Origin of the sequence: Streptomyces sp. NPDC005496 (assembly GCF_042872045.1) — a bacterium.
Classification (GTDB): Bacteria; Actinomycetota; Actinomycetes; order Streptomycetales; family Streptomycetaceae; genus Streptomyces.
This window is the reverse complement of record NZ_JBIAJQ010000014.1, coordinates 1-13,316: the sequence shown is the minus strand read 5'-3', so window position 1 is coordinate 13,316 and position 13,316 is coordinate 1. Positions and strand designations below refer to the sequence as shown.

Genomic DNA, 13,316 nt, shown 5'->3' with positions numbered 1-13,316 from the left:
TCATGGCGGAGAACAACCCGCTCAAGATCCACAACCTCCGTCCCGCCCCCGGCGCCAAGACCGCGAAGACCCGTGTGGGCCGTGGTGAGGCGTCGAAGGGTAAGACGGCCGGTCGTGGTACCAAGGGCACGAAGGCCCGCTACCAGGTTCCGGAGCGCTTCGAGGGTGGCCAGATGCCCCTCCACATGCGTCTCCCGAAGCTGAAGGGCTTCCGCAACCCGTTCAAGACCGAGTTCCAGGTCGTGAACCTCGACAAGCTGGCGTCGCTGTACCCGGAGGGTGGCGAGGTCACCGTCGAGGGTCTCGTCGCCAAGGGTGCCGTTCGCAAGAACAGCCTCGTCAAGGTCCTCGGCCAGGGCGAGATCTCCGTGGCGCTGCAGGTGACGGTCGACGCCGTCTCCGGTTCCGCCAAGGAGAAGATCACCGCCGCCGGCGGCACCGTCACCGAGCTCGTCTGACCGACGTCTCGCTGACCTGAACGACCCGACCGGGGATGCCTCTTGGAGGCATCCCCGGTCGGCGTATGTGTCATCCGCGGCGAGTTCCCCGTCCGGGTGGTTGTGAGAAAGCCGTCAGACGCACGGTGGTCGCGGTCCGCCGGGACCACCCGCGTCACGGTTCACCTGGGAGCGGCGGGCCTCGTCCTCCGTCGACCCGGGGCGGCCGAATTCCGAGACAGAGCGTTTAGGCGGAGATCGTCGTTCCGAGATGCCGCTGGTATCGGTAGGCTGTGCCGCTGGTGCCCAATGCGTTGCCGGGGTGCCGTAATCTCGTTTGACAGGCCATCATCCCTTTTGACCATCACCTCACGCGACGATACGCGGGGGTCGCAGGAGGCACCGTGCTCACCGCGTTCGCCCGGGCGTTCAGGACGCCCGACCTGCGCAAGAAGCTGCTCTTCACGCTCGGCATCATCGTGGTCTACCGGGTCGGTACCCACATCCCGATCCCGGGAGTCGACTACAAGAACGTCCAGACCTGTATCGATGCGGCGTCGCAAGGCGGCAGCCAGGGTCTGTTCGGTCTGGTCAACATGTTCAGCGGTGGCGCGCTGCTGCAGATCACGATCTTCGCGCTCGGCATCATGCCGTACATCACCGCGAGCATCATCCTTCAGCTGCTGACGGTGGTGATCCCGCGCCTGGAGGCCCTCAAGAAGGAGGGCCAGGCCGGCACCGCGAAGATCACGCAGTACACCCGATACCTGACGGTGGCGCTGGCCATCCTGCAGGGCACCGGCCTGGTGGCCACCGCCCGCAGCGGCGCGCTGTTCAGCACCTGCCCGGTCGCCAACCAGATCGTGCCGGACCAGTCCATCTTCGTGACCATCACGATGGTCATCACGATGACCGCCGGTACGGCCGTCGTCATGTGGCTCGGTGAGCTCATCACCGACCGCGGCATCGGCAACGGCATGTCGATCCTGATGTTCATCTCGATCGCCGCCACCTTCCCGGCCGCCCTCTGGGCGATCAAGCAGCAGGGCTCGCTGGCCGACGGCTGGATCGAGTTCGGCACCGTGATCCTGGTCGGTCTGGTCATGGTCGGCCTGGTGGTCTTCGTCGAGCAGGCCCAGCGCCGCATCCCGGTCCAGTACGCGAAGCGCATGATCGGTCGCCGGTCCTACGGCGGTACGTCCACGTACATCCCGTTGAAGGTGAATCAGGCAGGTGTGATTCCTGTCATCTTCGCCTCGTCGCTGCTCTACATTCCCGCTCTGATCGCGCAGTTCTCGAAGAGCAACTCGGGCTGGAAGACGTGGATCGAGCAGAATCTGACCAAGGGCGACCACCCGATTTACATCACTATGTACTTCCTTCTGATCGTTTTCTTCGCGTTCTTCTACGTGGCGATCTCGTTCAACCCCGAGGAAGTCGCGGACAACATGAAGAAGTATGGTGGCTTCATCCCGGGCATCCGGGCTGGCCGGCCGACCGCTGAGTACCTCAGCTACGTACTCAACCGGATCACCTGGCCGGGTTCGCTGTATCTGGGCCTGATCGCTCTCGTACCGACGATGGCGTTGGTTGGCTTCGGGGCAAGCCAGAACTTCCCGTTCGGTGGCACCAGCATCCTGATCATCGTGGGTGTCGGTCTCGAGACGGTGAAGCAGATCGAGAGCCAGCTTCAGCAGCGCAATTACGAAGGGTTCCTCCGCTGATGCGAATCGTCCTCGTCGGGCCGCCCGGTGCCGGCAAGGGAACGCAGGCTGCGTTCCTCGCCACGAACCTGTCGATCCCGCACATCTCGACGGGCGACCTGTTCCGCGCCAACATCAGTCGGCAGACGGAACTGGGCAAGCTCGCGAAGTCCTACATGGACGCGGGCAACCTGGTGCCGGACGAGGTCACGATCGCCATGGCGAAGGACCGCATGGAGCAGCCGGACGCCGAGAACGGCTTCCTGCTGGACGGCTTCCCGCGCAACGTGCTGCAGGCCGAGGCGCTGGACGCCATGCTCAAGGCAGAGGGCATGAAGCTGGACGCGGTCCTGGACCTGGAGGTCCCCGAGGACGAGGTGGTCAAGCGCATCGCGGGCCGCCGCGTGTGCCGCAAGGACTCGAGTCACGTGTTCCACGTGCAGTACAAGAAGCCGGCCGTCGAGGGCGTCTGCGACGTCTGCGGCGGCGAGCTGTACCAGCGCGACGACGACTCCGAGGAGACCGTCCGCAAGCGACTCGAGGTCTACCACACGCAGACCGAGCCGATCATCGACTACTACCGGGCGCAGGACCTGGTCGTCACGATCTCCGCGCTCGGCAAGGTCGAGGACGTCACCGCCCGCGCGATGGACGCGCTCAAGAGCAAGTAGATGTGAACGCTGCTGCGGCCGCGGTGCCCTCGACGGGCGTCGCGGCCGTAGTGTTGTGTACGTAACGGATGTCGGAGAAGACGGAGAGCGCAGGCCGCCATGGTGCAGATCAAGACCCCCGAGCAGATCGCCAAGATGCGTGAGGCGGGCCTGGTCGTCGCCGCCATCCATGCGGCCACACGCGAAGCGGCGGTCCCCGGGGCCACCACGAAGGACCTGGACGAGGTCGCCCGCAAGGTCCTGGAGGAGCACGGCGCCAAGTCGAACTTCCTCGGGTACGGCGGCTTCCCCGCGACGATCTGCACCTCGGTCAACGAGGTCGTCGTCCACGGCATCCCGGACGAGAAGACCGTCCTCAAGGACGGCGACATCATCTCCATCGACGCCGGCGCCATCGTCGACGGCTGGCACGGCGACGCCGCCTACACCGCGTTCGTGGGCTCCGGGCACGCTCCGGAACTGGTCGAGCTCTCCCGGGTGACCGAGGAGTCGATGTGGGCGGGCATCGCGGCCATGAAGCTCGGCAACCGCCTGGTCGACGTCTCCCGCGCCATCGAGACGTACATCCGCCGCCAGCCCAAGCCCGGCGGCGGCAAGTACGGGATCGTCGAGGACTACGGCGGCCACGGCATCGGCACCGAGATGCACATGGACCCGCATCTGCTGAACTACGTCGAGCGCCGCCGCGGCAAGGGTCCCAAGCTGGTCCCCGGTTTCTGCCTGGCGATCGAGCCGATGGTCTCCCTCGGCACCCCGCGGACCGAGGTCCTGGACGACGACTGGACGGTCATCACGACCGACGGCACCTGGTCCTCGCACTGGGAGCACTCCGTCGCGCTGACCGAGGAGGGCCCGCTGGTCCTGACCGCTCCCGACGGCGGCCGGGCGAAGCTCGCCGAGCACGGCGTGACAGCTGCTCCCGATCCCCTTGCTTAAAGATCACCCCTGTGGGGCAAACTTCCTCGATTCGTCTTTCCGGGTGCGCTGACGTAGACTGACTCGTCGGCTCTCGTGCACCCGCATGCCTGCATGCGCTCACCACGCGAGCCGATCAAGGTAGTCGATTCGAAGGGCGAAGCGTGGCCAAGAAGCAAGGTGCCATCGAGATCGAGGGCACTGTCGTCGAGTCTCTTCCGAACGCCATGTTCAAGGTCGAGCTCCAGAACGGCCACCAGGTCCTGGCACACATCAGCGGCAAGATGCGTATGCACTACATCCGCATCCTCCCTGACGACCGGGTCGTGGTGGAGCTGTCTCCGTACGACCTGACGCGTGGCCGGATCGTCTACCGGTACAAGTAGATCTTGCCTGTGCCCCGTGTCCGCGGGGCGGTGGCACTGACCCGGAGAACCTCACCAATGAAGGTCAAGCCGAGCGTCAAGAAGATCTGCGACAAGTGCAGGGTGATCCGCCGTCACGGCCGGGTCATGGTCATCTGCGAAAACCCGCGCCACAAGCAGCGCCAGGGCTGACGCACGACCGCACCTTCTGCATCCGCAGATACTTCGCGCGACGCAAGCAGTACATGTTCATACGCAGAGCCCAGGGCCTGAGTCTCATCGGACCCTGACACCCCCGGTCGGAGGCCGGGGACCCGCGCCGTACCGACTTCTCCCGAGGGAGGACGACGGCGGGCGGGATCCGGTTCTGCGGAAGACCTCCGAACGACAACTGGAGCCATTGAATGGCACGCGTTTCCGGTGTTGACATCCCGCGCGACAAGCGCGTGGAGGTCGCCCTCACCTACGTGTTCGGCATCGGCCGGACCCTCTCGCAGAAGACGCTGGCCGAGACCGGCGTCAACCCGAACACCCGCGTTCGCGACCTCTCCGAGGAGGAGCTGGTCAAGATCCGCGAGTTCGTGGACAGCAACATCAAGACCGAGGGTGACCTCCGTCGTGAGGTTCAGGCCGACATCCGCCGCAAGGTCGAGATCGGCTGCTACCAGGGTCTGCGCCACCGTCGTGGCCTGCCCGTCCACGGTCAGCGCACCAGCACGAACGCCCGTACCCGCAAGGGCCCGCGTCGCGCCATCGCCGGCAAGAAGAAGCCGGGCAAGAAGTAGTCCTCAGCGGACGCTGCGGAGCGTCCGGGTGCGTCCCGGACGCCCGCATTCCAGCGGTCTTCGCTGTAGGACCGACCACCTCCCGTAGGAGAACAAGACATGCCCCCCAAGGGACGTCAGGGCGCCGCCAAGAAGGTGCGCCGCAAGGAAAAGAAGAACGTCGCTCACGGCCACGCGCACATCAAGAGCACGTTCAACAACACGATCGTCTCCATCACGGACCCCTCGGGCAACGTGATCTCCTGGGCCTCCGCCGGCCACGTCGGCTTCAAGGGCTCGCGCAAGTCCACCCCCTTCGCCGCGCAGATGGCCGCCGAGTCGGCCGCCCGCCGCGCGCAGGAGCACGGCATGCGCAAGGTCGACGTCTTCGTCAAGGGTCCCGGCTCCGGCCGTGAGACCGCGATCCGCTCCCTCCAGGCCACCGGCCTCGAGGTCGGCTCGATCCAGGACGTCACCCCCACCCCGCACAACGGCTGCCGTCCGCCCAAGCGCCGCCGCGTCTGAGGCTCGGTCGTCTTGAGGTTCCGGGCGGTACGGCTCTTCTGCCGTGCCGCCCGTACCCTTGCAGTAACCGCACCGTCGAACGTGCGGATCCGTCGGGCGTCAAATAGCGGGCGTCCACGAAAGAAGGATCTGATTCACACATGCTGATCGCTCAGCGCCCCTCGTTGACCGAAGAGGTCGTCGACGAGTTCCGGTCCCGGTTCGTGATCGAGCCGCTGGAGCCGGGCTTCGGTTACACCCTCGGCAACTCCCTGCGCCGTACGCTCCTCTCCTCGATCCCGGGTGCGGCGGTCACGTCCATCCGTATCGACGGTGTCCTGCACGAGTTCACCACCGTGCCGGGCGTCAAGGAGGACGTCACCGACCTGATCCTCAACATCAAGCAGCTGGTCGTCTCCTCGGAGCACGACGAGCCGGTCGTGATGTACCTGCGCAAGCAGGGCCCGGGTCTGGTCACCGCCGCCGACATCGCGCCCCCGGCCGGTGTCGAGGTGCACAACCCCGACCTCGTCCTCGCCACGCTCAACGGCAAGGGCAAGCTGGAGATGGAGCTGACCGTCGAGCGCGGCCGCGGCTACGTCTCCGCCGTCCAGAACAAGCAGGTCGGTCAGGAGATCGGGCGCATCCCGGTCGACTCGATCTACTCGCCGGTTCTCAAGGTCACCTACAAGGTCGAGGCGACCCGTGTCGAGCAGCGCACCGACTTCGACAAGCTGATCGTCGACGTCGAGACCAAGCAGGCCATGCGTCCCCGTGACGCCATGGCGTCGGCCGGCAAGACCCTGGTCGAGCTGTTCGGTCTGGCCCGCGAGCTCAACATCGACGCCGAGGGCATCGACATGGGCCCGTCCCCCACGGACGCCGCCCTGGCCGCCGATCTCGCCCTGCCGATCGAGGAGCTGGAGCTCACCGTTCGGTCGTACAACTGCCTCAAGCGTGAGGGCATCCACTCCGTGGGTGAGCTCGTCGCCCGCTCCGAGGCCGACCTCCTGGACATCCGCAACTTCGGTGCGAAGTCCATCGACGAGGTCAAGGCGAAGCTGGCCGGCATGGGCCTGGCCCTCAAGGACAGCCCGCCCGGATTCGACCCGACCGCCGCCGCCGACGCCTTCGGCGCCGACGACGACGCGGACGCCGGATTCGTCGAGACCGAGCAGTACTGACGGCTCGGACCCGACGGTCCGTACCCGGTGCGGGTGCGCTGTGGCACGACGCGCAGCTCCCCGCACCTCCTCCGGGGCGCCTCTTCGAGGCCGCCCCGGATCTTCGACAGGCGATCGCCTGCTCGGACACTGACCTCGGTACCTGATACGGCCGGGGCAGACACCTAGGAGAAACACCATGCCGAAGCCCACCAAGGGTGCCCGTCTGGGCGGCAGCGCCGCGCACGAGAAGCTGCTCCTCGCGAACCTCGCGAAGTCGCTCTTCGAGCACGGCCGCATCACCACGACCGAGGCGAAGGCCCGCCGCCTGCGCCCGTACGCGGAGCGTCTGGTCACCAAGGCGAAGAAGGGCGACCTTCACAACCGCCGTCAGGTGCTCCAGGTCATCACGGACAAGAGCGTCGTCCACACGCTCTTCACCGAGATCGGCCCGCGCTACGAGAACCGCCCGGGTGGCTACACCCGTATCACCAAGATCGGTAACCGCCGTGGCGACAACGCGCCCATGGCCGTCATCGAGCTGGTGGAGGCCCTGACCGTGGCCCAGCAGGCCACCGGTGAGGCCGAGGCGGCCACGAAGCGGTCCGCCAAGGACGCCGAGGCTCCGGCCAAGGCCGAGGAGACCAAGACCGAGGACGCCAAGGTCGAGGACGCCAAGCCGGCCGACGAGGCCGCCGCCGAGGAGTCCAAGGACGCCTGAGGCTCTGCCTGGCTGTGAGCGGGTCCGTCCCTTCGGGGGCGGGCCCGCTTCCCTGTGTCCGGACGGAATCCGGTCCTGAGAGGATCAGCGAGTGAGTGACGAAGTACAGCCCGGGTTCGTACGGGTGCGGCTGGACCTGTCGTACGACGGCAGCGCCTTCTCCGGCTGGGCCAAGCAGGCCAGCGGCCGGCGGACCGTCCAGGGCGAGATCGAGGACGCCCTGCGCACGGTCACGCGGTCGGGGGAGACCACGTACGAGCTGACCGTGGCCGGGCGCACGGACGCCGGGGTGCACGCCCGCGGTCAGGTGGCGCACGTCGACCTGCCCGGGGAGCTGTGGGAGGAGCACCGCGAGAAGCTCCTCAAGCGGCTCGCGGGGCGGCTGTCCAAGGACGTGCGGGTGTGGTCCCTTACCGAGGCGCCGAGCGGCTTCAACGCCCGTTTCTCGGCGATCTGGCGGCGCTACGCGTACCGCGTCACGGACAACCCCGGAGGCGTCGACCCACTGCTGCGGGGACACGTGCTGTGGCACGACTGGCCGCTGGACGTCGACGCCATGAACGAGGCCGCCGCCCGGCTCGTCGGTGAGCACGACTTCGCCGCCTACTGCAAGAAGCGGGAGGGTGCGACCACCATCCGCACGCTGCAGCAGCTGAGCCTGGTGCGGGGCGACGACGGGGTCATCACGGCGACCGTCCGGGCCGACGCGTTCTGCCACAACATGGTGCGCTCGCTGATCGGGGCGCTGCTGTTCGTGGGGGACGGGCACCGCGGGCCCGAGTGGCCGGGGAAGGTGCTGGCGGCCGGTGTGCGCGACTCCGCCGTGCACGTCGTACGGCCGCACGGGCTGACGCTGGAGGAGGTCGGCTACCCGGCCGACGAGCTGCTGGCCGCGCGCAGCAAGGAGGCACGCAACCGGCGCACGCTCCCTGGAGCCGGCGCCGGCTGCTGCTGAACTCCCGGCGTCCCGCTACTGGTTGGCCGCTGCGGACGCCTGTGCCTCACCGCGGCGCCGGATCTGGCGGAACGTGAACTCGGCGAGGTCGTCACCGGTCGTGAAGACCTTGGCGTCCTTCGTCGTCACGTCCTTGCCGTCGGTGAACCCGGCGAGGGTGAAGTAGGCGTAGCGGCCGAAGGAGTTGGTGGTGGAGCGGCAGATCGCCGTGCGGCAGAACGTGGGGACGCCCTGGCCGGACAGGGAGGCGACGATGCTCTTCTTGTCCGCGTCGGTCTTGGCCTTGGCGGCCTGCGCCTCGGTGTCGAAGACGGCGACCCCGACGGTCACCGCGACGCCGTCCTTGGCGTAGGTGACCCGCAGGAGGCGCGTGCATTTGTTCTTGGTGAGCACCGCGGGGAGCGTGCTCTGGGCGGCGGACGCGCAGTCGGTCGTGGAGGCGGTCGGGCCCTTGCGGTAGACGCGCTCGCCCATCGTCAGTTGCGAGCCGGGGAAGAGGATGTCCGGGCTGAGCGGCGCGGTGTCCTTCTTGGCGCTGGATATGAAGTCCTTCGGATCCAGCGGGGGAGGGGCCGAGGTCGGCTCGAACGAGGGCGTCGGGTCTGCCGTGCCGCTCGGGATGTCCGCGGTGGCGGGCAGCCCGCTGGGCGACTGGGAGGCCCGGCTGTCGCCGTCCGAGGAGACGATGGCCACCGCGACCGCGGCGCCCACCGCGACGGTGGCCAGCGCCGCGCCGCCGACGAGCAGCAGCCTGCGGCGTCGGTTGCGCGACTCGGACGCCTCGGCGAGTGCGGCCCAGTCCGGCGTCGAGCTGTCCCACTGCGGCTGCTGAGAACCCGGTTTCCAGGGATCCCACGGGGGCTCCCCCTGCCCATAACTCATGGGCCGCATCTTAGACGTGCCGCACGGGGTGCCGGTCCGCCCCGAAGGGCACTTGAGCCCCTAGCGTGATCTGAATGCACACGGGCAAAAGTGACATCTCCGGGTGGTTGGTGCGTCGGGCGTCCTGGCACGCGTGGCCGGTGCTCGCGGCGGTCCTCGGTGCCGGCGTGCTGGGGGTCGCGCGCCGGCGGGCGGACGGCGGGATGGACAACGCCATCGTCGTACGGGCCGCGCGCGCCTGGCTGGACGGCGGCTCGCCGTACGACGACCCGCACTTCCTCTATCTGCCGAGCGCGGTCCTCGCCGCGGTGCCGCAGGCGCTTCTCCCGGCGTACGTGCTGAAGGTGCTGGTCCCGCTGGTGGTGACGGCGCTGCTGGTGGCGGGGTGGGCGTGTGCCCTGCGGATCCACGGGGTGCCGTGGCGCAGCCGCTTCGCCGTGCTCGGTCTGACGGCGCTCGCGATGGGCTTCGCGCCGTTCGGGCACCTGGTGCGGCTCGGGAACTGGACCGTGACGGCGGCCGCGGCGCTGCCGCTGGCGTTGCTGTGCGCGGTGCGCGGGCGGTGGGTCGCGGCGGGTGCCGTGATCGGGGCCGCGGTCGCGCTGAAACCGCTGCTCGCGCCGGTGGCCCTGCTGTTCGTCTTCGCCGGGAGGTGGCGGGCGCTGGCCGCGGCCGTGCTGGTGCCGGCGGCGGTCTCCGGCGGGGCGGCGCTGCTGATGCCGGACCCGGCGGGCTTCTTCACGCGGACGCTGCCGTTCCTGCTGCGCGGGGGCGACGACTTCGTACGGCTCTACGAGGCGTCGCCCGGGGCGGTGCTGCCGCGGCTCGGGGTGCCGGCCGGAGCGGCGGCGCTGCTGGGGCTGGCGGCGGCCGGCTGCGGCACCTGGTGCGCGTACCGGCGGTGGCGGCTCGGTGATCCGGGGCCGCTGCGGGTGGTGGAGACGGCGGTGCTGCTGATGCTGTCGGCGTTCCTGGTCTCGCGGCCGTCCTACGACCACTATCTGCTGGTCGTGGTGCCGCTGCTGCTGGCCGGGGCGCTGTCGGCCGGGTCGGTGGCGCGCGGGCCCTGGTTCTGGCTCGCGCTGGTGCCGCAGGTCCCCGGCGTCGGCTGGCCGGGCCTGGAGCCGGTGACCAGGCGGGCCTTCAAGGACTGTCTTACGCTGTGCGTACTGGCCGCTTCGGTGGCCGTGCGGCCCGGGGTCCTCCCACGGACCGTCCCCCGGCGCCCGGCGCCACGGGTCGTCCCGGCCCGCCCCGCGGGGCGGGAGGACTGTGCGCAGCGGTAGCGTCATAGTGGCCGGCACGGTCGCGGCGACAGCCGCCGGACGGGTGGTGCACGCGCGTTTTGACCCGTCCGGGGCAGGACGGTACTCTTGCAGTTCGTTATGTGTATTGGCTTGCTCATTCTCACGTGAGGGGCCCTTACACCGGTCCACCGGGCCGATGACCAGCGACCAGCACGCGGTTTGCGTCACCGCAGTGCGGTCAGGGCTGTCGTGATCGTCCGTGGTGGCCATGTCAGGACCCACTCACTGAAGAAGCGAAGGCTACGACCGTGCGTACGTACAGCCCCAAGCCCGGCGACATCACTCGCCAGTGGTACGTCATCGACGCCCAGGATGTCGTCCTGGGTCGTCTGGCGACCACCGCCGCGAACATCCTGCGGGGCAAGCACAAGCCGATCTATGCGCCCCACGTCGACGCTGGTGACTTCGTCATCATCATCAACGCCGACAAGGTGCACCTCTCCGGCAACAAGAAGACCCAGAAGCTGGCGTACCGCCACTCCGGTTACCCGGGTGGTCTGCGCTCCGTCCGTTACGACGAGCTGCTGGCGAAGAACCCCGAGAAGGCCGTCGAGAAGGCCATCAAGGGCATGATCCCCAAGAACACCCTGGGCCGTCAGGTGCTCTCGAAGCTGAAGGTCTACTCGGGCGACCAGCACCCCCACGCTGCCCAGCAGCCGGTGCCGTTCGAGATCACCCAGGTCGCGCAGTAGTTCCGGCCACCCCCTAAGACTGAAGAGAATCTGAGGAGAATCGTGGCCGAGACCACTGTTGAGCAGCCGGTCGAAGAGACTGAGCTCGTCGACGTCGAGAACTACACCACCGAGTCCGAGGTCCCCGTCGAGGGCGAGTACACCTCCGAGTCGATGGCGTCCCGCTTCGGTGACCCCCAGCCGGCCGCCGGCCTGGGCCGCCGCAAGAACGCCATCGCGCGTGTGCGCATCGTGCCGGGCAGCGGCAAGTGGAAGGTCAACGGGCGCACGCTCGAGGACTACTTCCCGAACAAGGTCCACCAGCAGGAAGTCAACGAGCCCTTCAAGGTGCTCGAGCTCGACGGCCGCTACGACGTCATCGCCCGCATCTCGGGTGGCGGCGTCTCCGGTCAGGCCGGTGCCCTGCGCCTCGGCGTGGCCCGCGCGCTGAACGAGGCGGACGTGGACAACAACCGCCCGGCGCTGAAGAAGGCCGGTTACCTCAAGCGTGACGACCGTGCGGTCGAGCGCAAGAAGGCCGGTCTCAAGAAGGCCCGTAAGGCCCCGCAGTACAGCAAGCGTTAATCGCTGCCTGCTTCGTACGTTCGTTCGCCCCGGCGGCACGCTGTGTGCCGCCGGGGCGTTCGTTTATCACAGCCGTGGGCGTATAACGGCATAAGGCGTTCAAAGCATTGGCTGCTCGGATGCTTATAGAAGCCTCATACGGCTTCCTTTACTTTCTGAGTCCTCGTCAGGGTCGAGGCCTCGGACGGTTTCTTCGGGATTTCCGATAGTTCGGAGGACAGCAAGTGGGACGACTCTTCGGCACGGACGGCGTGCGCGGTGTCGCCAATGCGGATCTGACGGCCGAGTTGGCACTCGGTCTCTCCGTCGCGGCGGCTCACGTACTGGCCGAGGCGGGTACGTTCGAGGGCCACCGGCCGGTGGCGATCGTCGGGCGGGATCCGCGCGCGTCCGGGGAGTTCCTGGAGGCCGCCGTGGTCGCGGGCCTGGCCAGCGCGGGCGTGGACGTCCTGCGGGTCGGTGTGCTGCCCACCCCCGCGGTGGCGTATCTCACCGGCGCGCTCGGCGCCGACCTCGGCGTGATGCTCTCGGCGAGCCACAACGCGATGCCCGACAACGGCGTCAAGTTCTTCGCCCGGGGCGGGCACAAACTCGCCGACGAGCTGGAGGACCGGATCGAGGCCGTCTACGAGGAGCACCGCACCGGCGCTCCCTGGGACCGCCCGACCGGAGCCGGCGTCGGCCGGGTGTCCTCGTACGAGGAGGGCTTCGACAAGTACGTCGCCCACCTGATCAACGTGCTGCCGAACCGGCTCGACGGGCTGAAGGTCGTCCTCGACGAGGCGCACGGCGCCGCGGCCCGGGTGTCGCCGGAGGCGTTCACGCGCGCCGGCGCTGAGATCGTCACGATCGGCGCGGAGCCGGACGGCCTCAACATCAACGACGGCTGCGGCTCCACCCACCTGGACCTGCTGAAGACCGCCGTCGTCGAGCACGGCGCCCACCTCGGCATCGCGCACGACGGCGACGCCGACCGCTGCCTCGCCGTGGACCACACCGGCGCCGAGGTGGACGGCGACCAGATCCTGGCCGTGCTCGCGCTCGCGATGCGGGAGCGCTCGGCGTTGCGGTCCGACACCGTTGTCGCGACGGTCATGTCGAACCTGGGCTTCAAGCTCGCCATGGAGCGCGAGGGGGTCTCCCTGGTGCAGACGGCGGTCGGTGACCGCTACGTCCTGGAGGAGATGAAGGAGCACGACTACGCGCTGGGCGGCGAGCAGTCGGGCCACGTCATCATCCTCGACCACGCCACCACCGGCGACGGCACGCTGACCGGCCTGCTGCTGGCGGCCCGCGTCGCGGAGACCGGCCGTACGCTCCGGGACCTCGCGTCCGTCATGGAGCGGCTGCCGCAGGTGCTCATCAACGTGCCGGACGTCGACAAGTCCCGCGTGCAGACCTCCGCAGAGCTGGCCGCCGCCGTCGCCGAGGCCGAGCGCGAACTCGGCTCCACCGGGCGGGTGCTGCTCCGCTCGTCCGGCACCGAGCCGCTGGTGCGCGTGATGGTCGAGGCCGCCGACATCGACCATGCCCGGTCCGTCGCCGGACGCCTCGCCGACGCGGTGAAGTCCGCGCTCGGCTAGGGCCTGTCGTTTGGATCAGGCCGGTGTCGCGGGGTCTGGCACGCACATCTGCGGCGTTGTCGTCGGTCGCCGACTCCCCCACTCTCGGCT

Annotated in this window: 16 protein-coding genes; 15 read left to right on the top strand and 1 reads right to left on the bottom strand. The window is 68.5% G+C overall.

The genetic code is table 11. From position 1 onward, the window contains the following. Window positions 1–2: 2 nt before the first annotated feature. The 11 genes from rplO to truA all read left to right on the top strand — a co-directional run bounded on the left by rplO (window position 3) and on the right by truA (window position 8,198). Entirely contained in the window at window positions 3–458 is a 456-nt protein-coding gene (gene rplO / locus ACFYQQ_RS34195; protein WP_355780843.1) for a 50S ribosomal protein L15, read from the top strand. Window positions 459–841: 383 nt separating this feature from the next. Next, the gene (gene secY, locus ACFYQQ_RS34190) at window positions 842–2,161 is read left to right on the top strand and encodes a preprotein translocase subunit SecY (RefSeq protein ID WP_355780846.1); all 1,320 of its coding nucleotides are present in this window, start codon (window positions 842–844) and stop codon (window positions 2,159–2,161) included. Beyond that, complete coding sequence (locus ACFYQQ_RS34185) at window positions 2,161–2,811, top strand: adenylate kinase (RefSeq protein ID WP_355780848.1); 651 nt, start codon at window positions 2,161–2,163, stop codon at window positions 2,809–2,811. The genes secY and ACFYQQ_RS34185 overlap by 1 nt, the downstream gene beginning before the upstream one ends. A gap of 99 nt (window positions 2,812–2,910) precedes the next feature. After that, window positions 2,911–3,747, top strand: coding sequence for a type I methionyl aminopeptidase (map, locus tag ACFYQQ_RS34180; RefSeq protein WP_355780850.1), 837 nt, complete (start codon window positions 2,911–2,913; stop codon window positions 3,745–3,747). 143 nt (window positions 3,748–3,890) lie between these two features. Further along, complete coding sequence (infA, locus tag ACFYQQ_RS34175) at window positions 3,891–4,112, top strand: translation initiation factor IF-1 (RefSeq protein WP_003948620.1); 222 nt, start codon at window positions 3,891–3,893, stop codon at window positions 4,110–4,112. A gap of 57 nt (window positions 4,113–4,169) precedes the next feature. Continuing rightward, window positions 4,170–4,283 (top strand): 50S ribosomal protein L36, encoded by a 114-nt coding sequence (gene rpmJ / locus ACFYQQ_RS34170; RefSeq protein ID WP_003998809.1) that lies wholly within the window; start codon window positions 4,170–4,172, stop codon window positions 4,281–4,283. 212 nt (window positions 4,284–4,495) lie between these two features. Next, window positions 4,496–4,876 (top strand): 30S ribosomal protein S13, encoded by a 381-nt coding sequence (rpsM, locus tag ACFYQQ_RS34165; RefSeq protein WP_355780853.1) that lies wholly within the window; start codon window positions 4,496–4,498, stop codon window positions 4,874–4,876. Window positions 4,877–4,975: 99 nt separating this feature from the next. Next, window positions 4,976–5,380: a 30S ribosomal protein S11 gene (gene rpsK, locus ACFYQQ_RS34160; protein WP_003956432.1), complete on the top strand. Its 405-nt coding sequence runs from the start codon at window positions 4,976–4,978 to the stop codon at window positions 5,378–5,380. A gap of 140 nt (window positions 5,381–5,520) precedes the next feature. Next, window positions 5,521–6,543 carry a DNA-directed RNA polymerase subunit alpha gene (locus tag ACFYQQ_RS34155; RefSeq protein ID WP_003966937.1) on the top strand — a complete coding sequence of 341 codons (1,023 nt, stop codon included), beginning with the start codon at window positions 5,521–5,523 and terminating at the stop codon, window positions 6,541–6,543. 178 nt (window positions 6,544–6,721) lie between these two features. Beyond that, on the top strand, window positions 6,722–7,243 hold the full coding sequence (gene rplQ / locus ACFYQQ_RS34150) for a 50S ribosomal protein L17 (protein ID WP_355780856.1): 522 nt from the start codon (window positions 6,722–6,724) through the stop codon (window positions 7,241–7,243). A gap of 91 nt (window positions 7,244–7,334) precedes the next feature. Beyond that, window positions 7,335–8,198 carry a tRNA pseudouridine(38-40) synthase TruA gene (gene truA, locus ACFYQQ_RS34145; RefSeq protein ID WP_355780858.1) on the top strand — a complete coding sequence of 288 codons (864 nt, stop codon included), beginning with the start codon at window positions 7,335–7,337 and terminating at the stop codon, window positions 8,196–8,198. Window positions 8,199–8,213: 15 nt separating this feature from the next. Here truA and ACFYQQ_RS34140 read toward each other — a convergent pair whose 3' ends face one another. Further along, window positions 8,214–9,080, bottom strand: coding sequence for a hypothetical protein (locus ACFYQQ_RS34140; RefSeq protein WP_355780861.1), 867 nt, complete (start codon window positions 9,078–9,080; stop codon window positions 8,214–8,216). 74 nt (window positions 9,081–9,154) lie between these two features. On the opposite strand from ACFYQQ_RS34140, the gene ACFYQQ_RS34135 reads away from it, so the two are divergent. From ACFYQQ_RS34135 to glmM, 4 genes are all read left to right on the top strand, one after another. Further along, complete coding sequence (locus tag ACFYQQ_RS34135) at window positions 9,155–10,366, top strand: glycosyltransferase 87 family protein (RefSeq protein ID WP_355780864.1); 1,212 nt, start codon at window positions 9,155–9,157, stop codon at window positions 10,364–10,366. Between the two features lie 269 nt (window positions 10,367–10,635). Further along, complete coding sequence (gene rplM, locus ACFYQQ_RS34130) at window positions 10,636–11,079, top strand: 50S ribosomal protein L13 (RefSeq protein WP_010986363.1); 444 nt, start codon at window positions 10,636–10,638, stop codon at window positions 11,077–11,079. A gap of 42 nt (window positions 11,080–11,121) precedes the next feature. Next, the gene (rpsI, locus tag ACFYQQ_RS34125; protein ID WP_355780867.1) at window positions 11,122–11,643 is read left to right on the top strand and encodes a 30S ribosomal protein S9; all 522 of its coding nucleotides are present in this window, start codon (window positions 11,122–11,124) and stop codon (window positions 11,641–11,643) included. Window positions 11,644–11,867: 224 nt separating this feature from the next. Continuing rightward, window positions 11,868–13,226: a phosphoglucosamine mutase gene (gene glmM / locus ACFYQQ_RS34120; protein WP_355780869.1), complete on the top strand. Its 1,359-nt coding sequence runs from the start codon at window positions 11,868–11,870 to the stop codon at window positions 13,224–13,226. Window positions 13,227–13,316 lie beyond the last annotated feature (90 nt).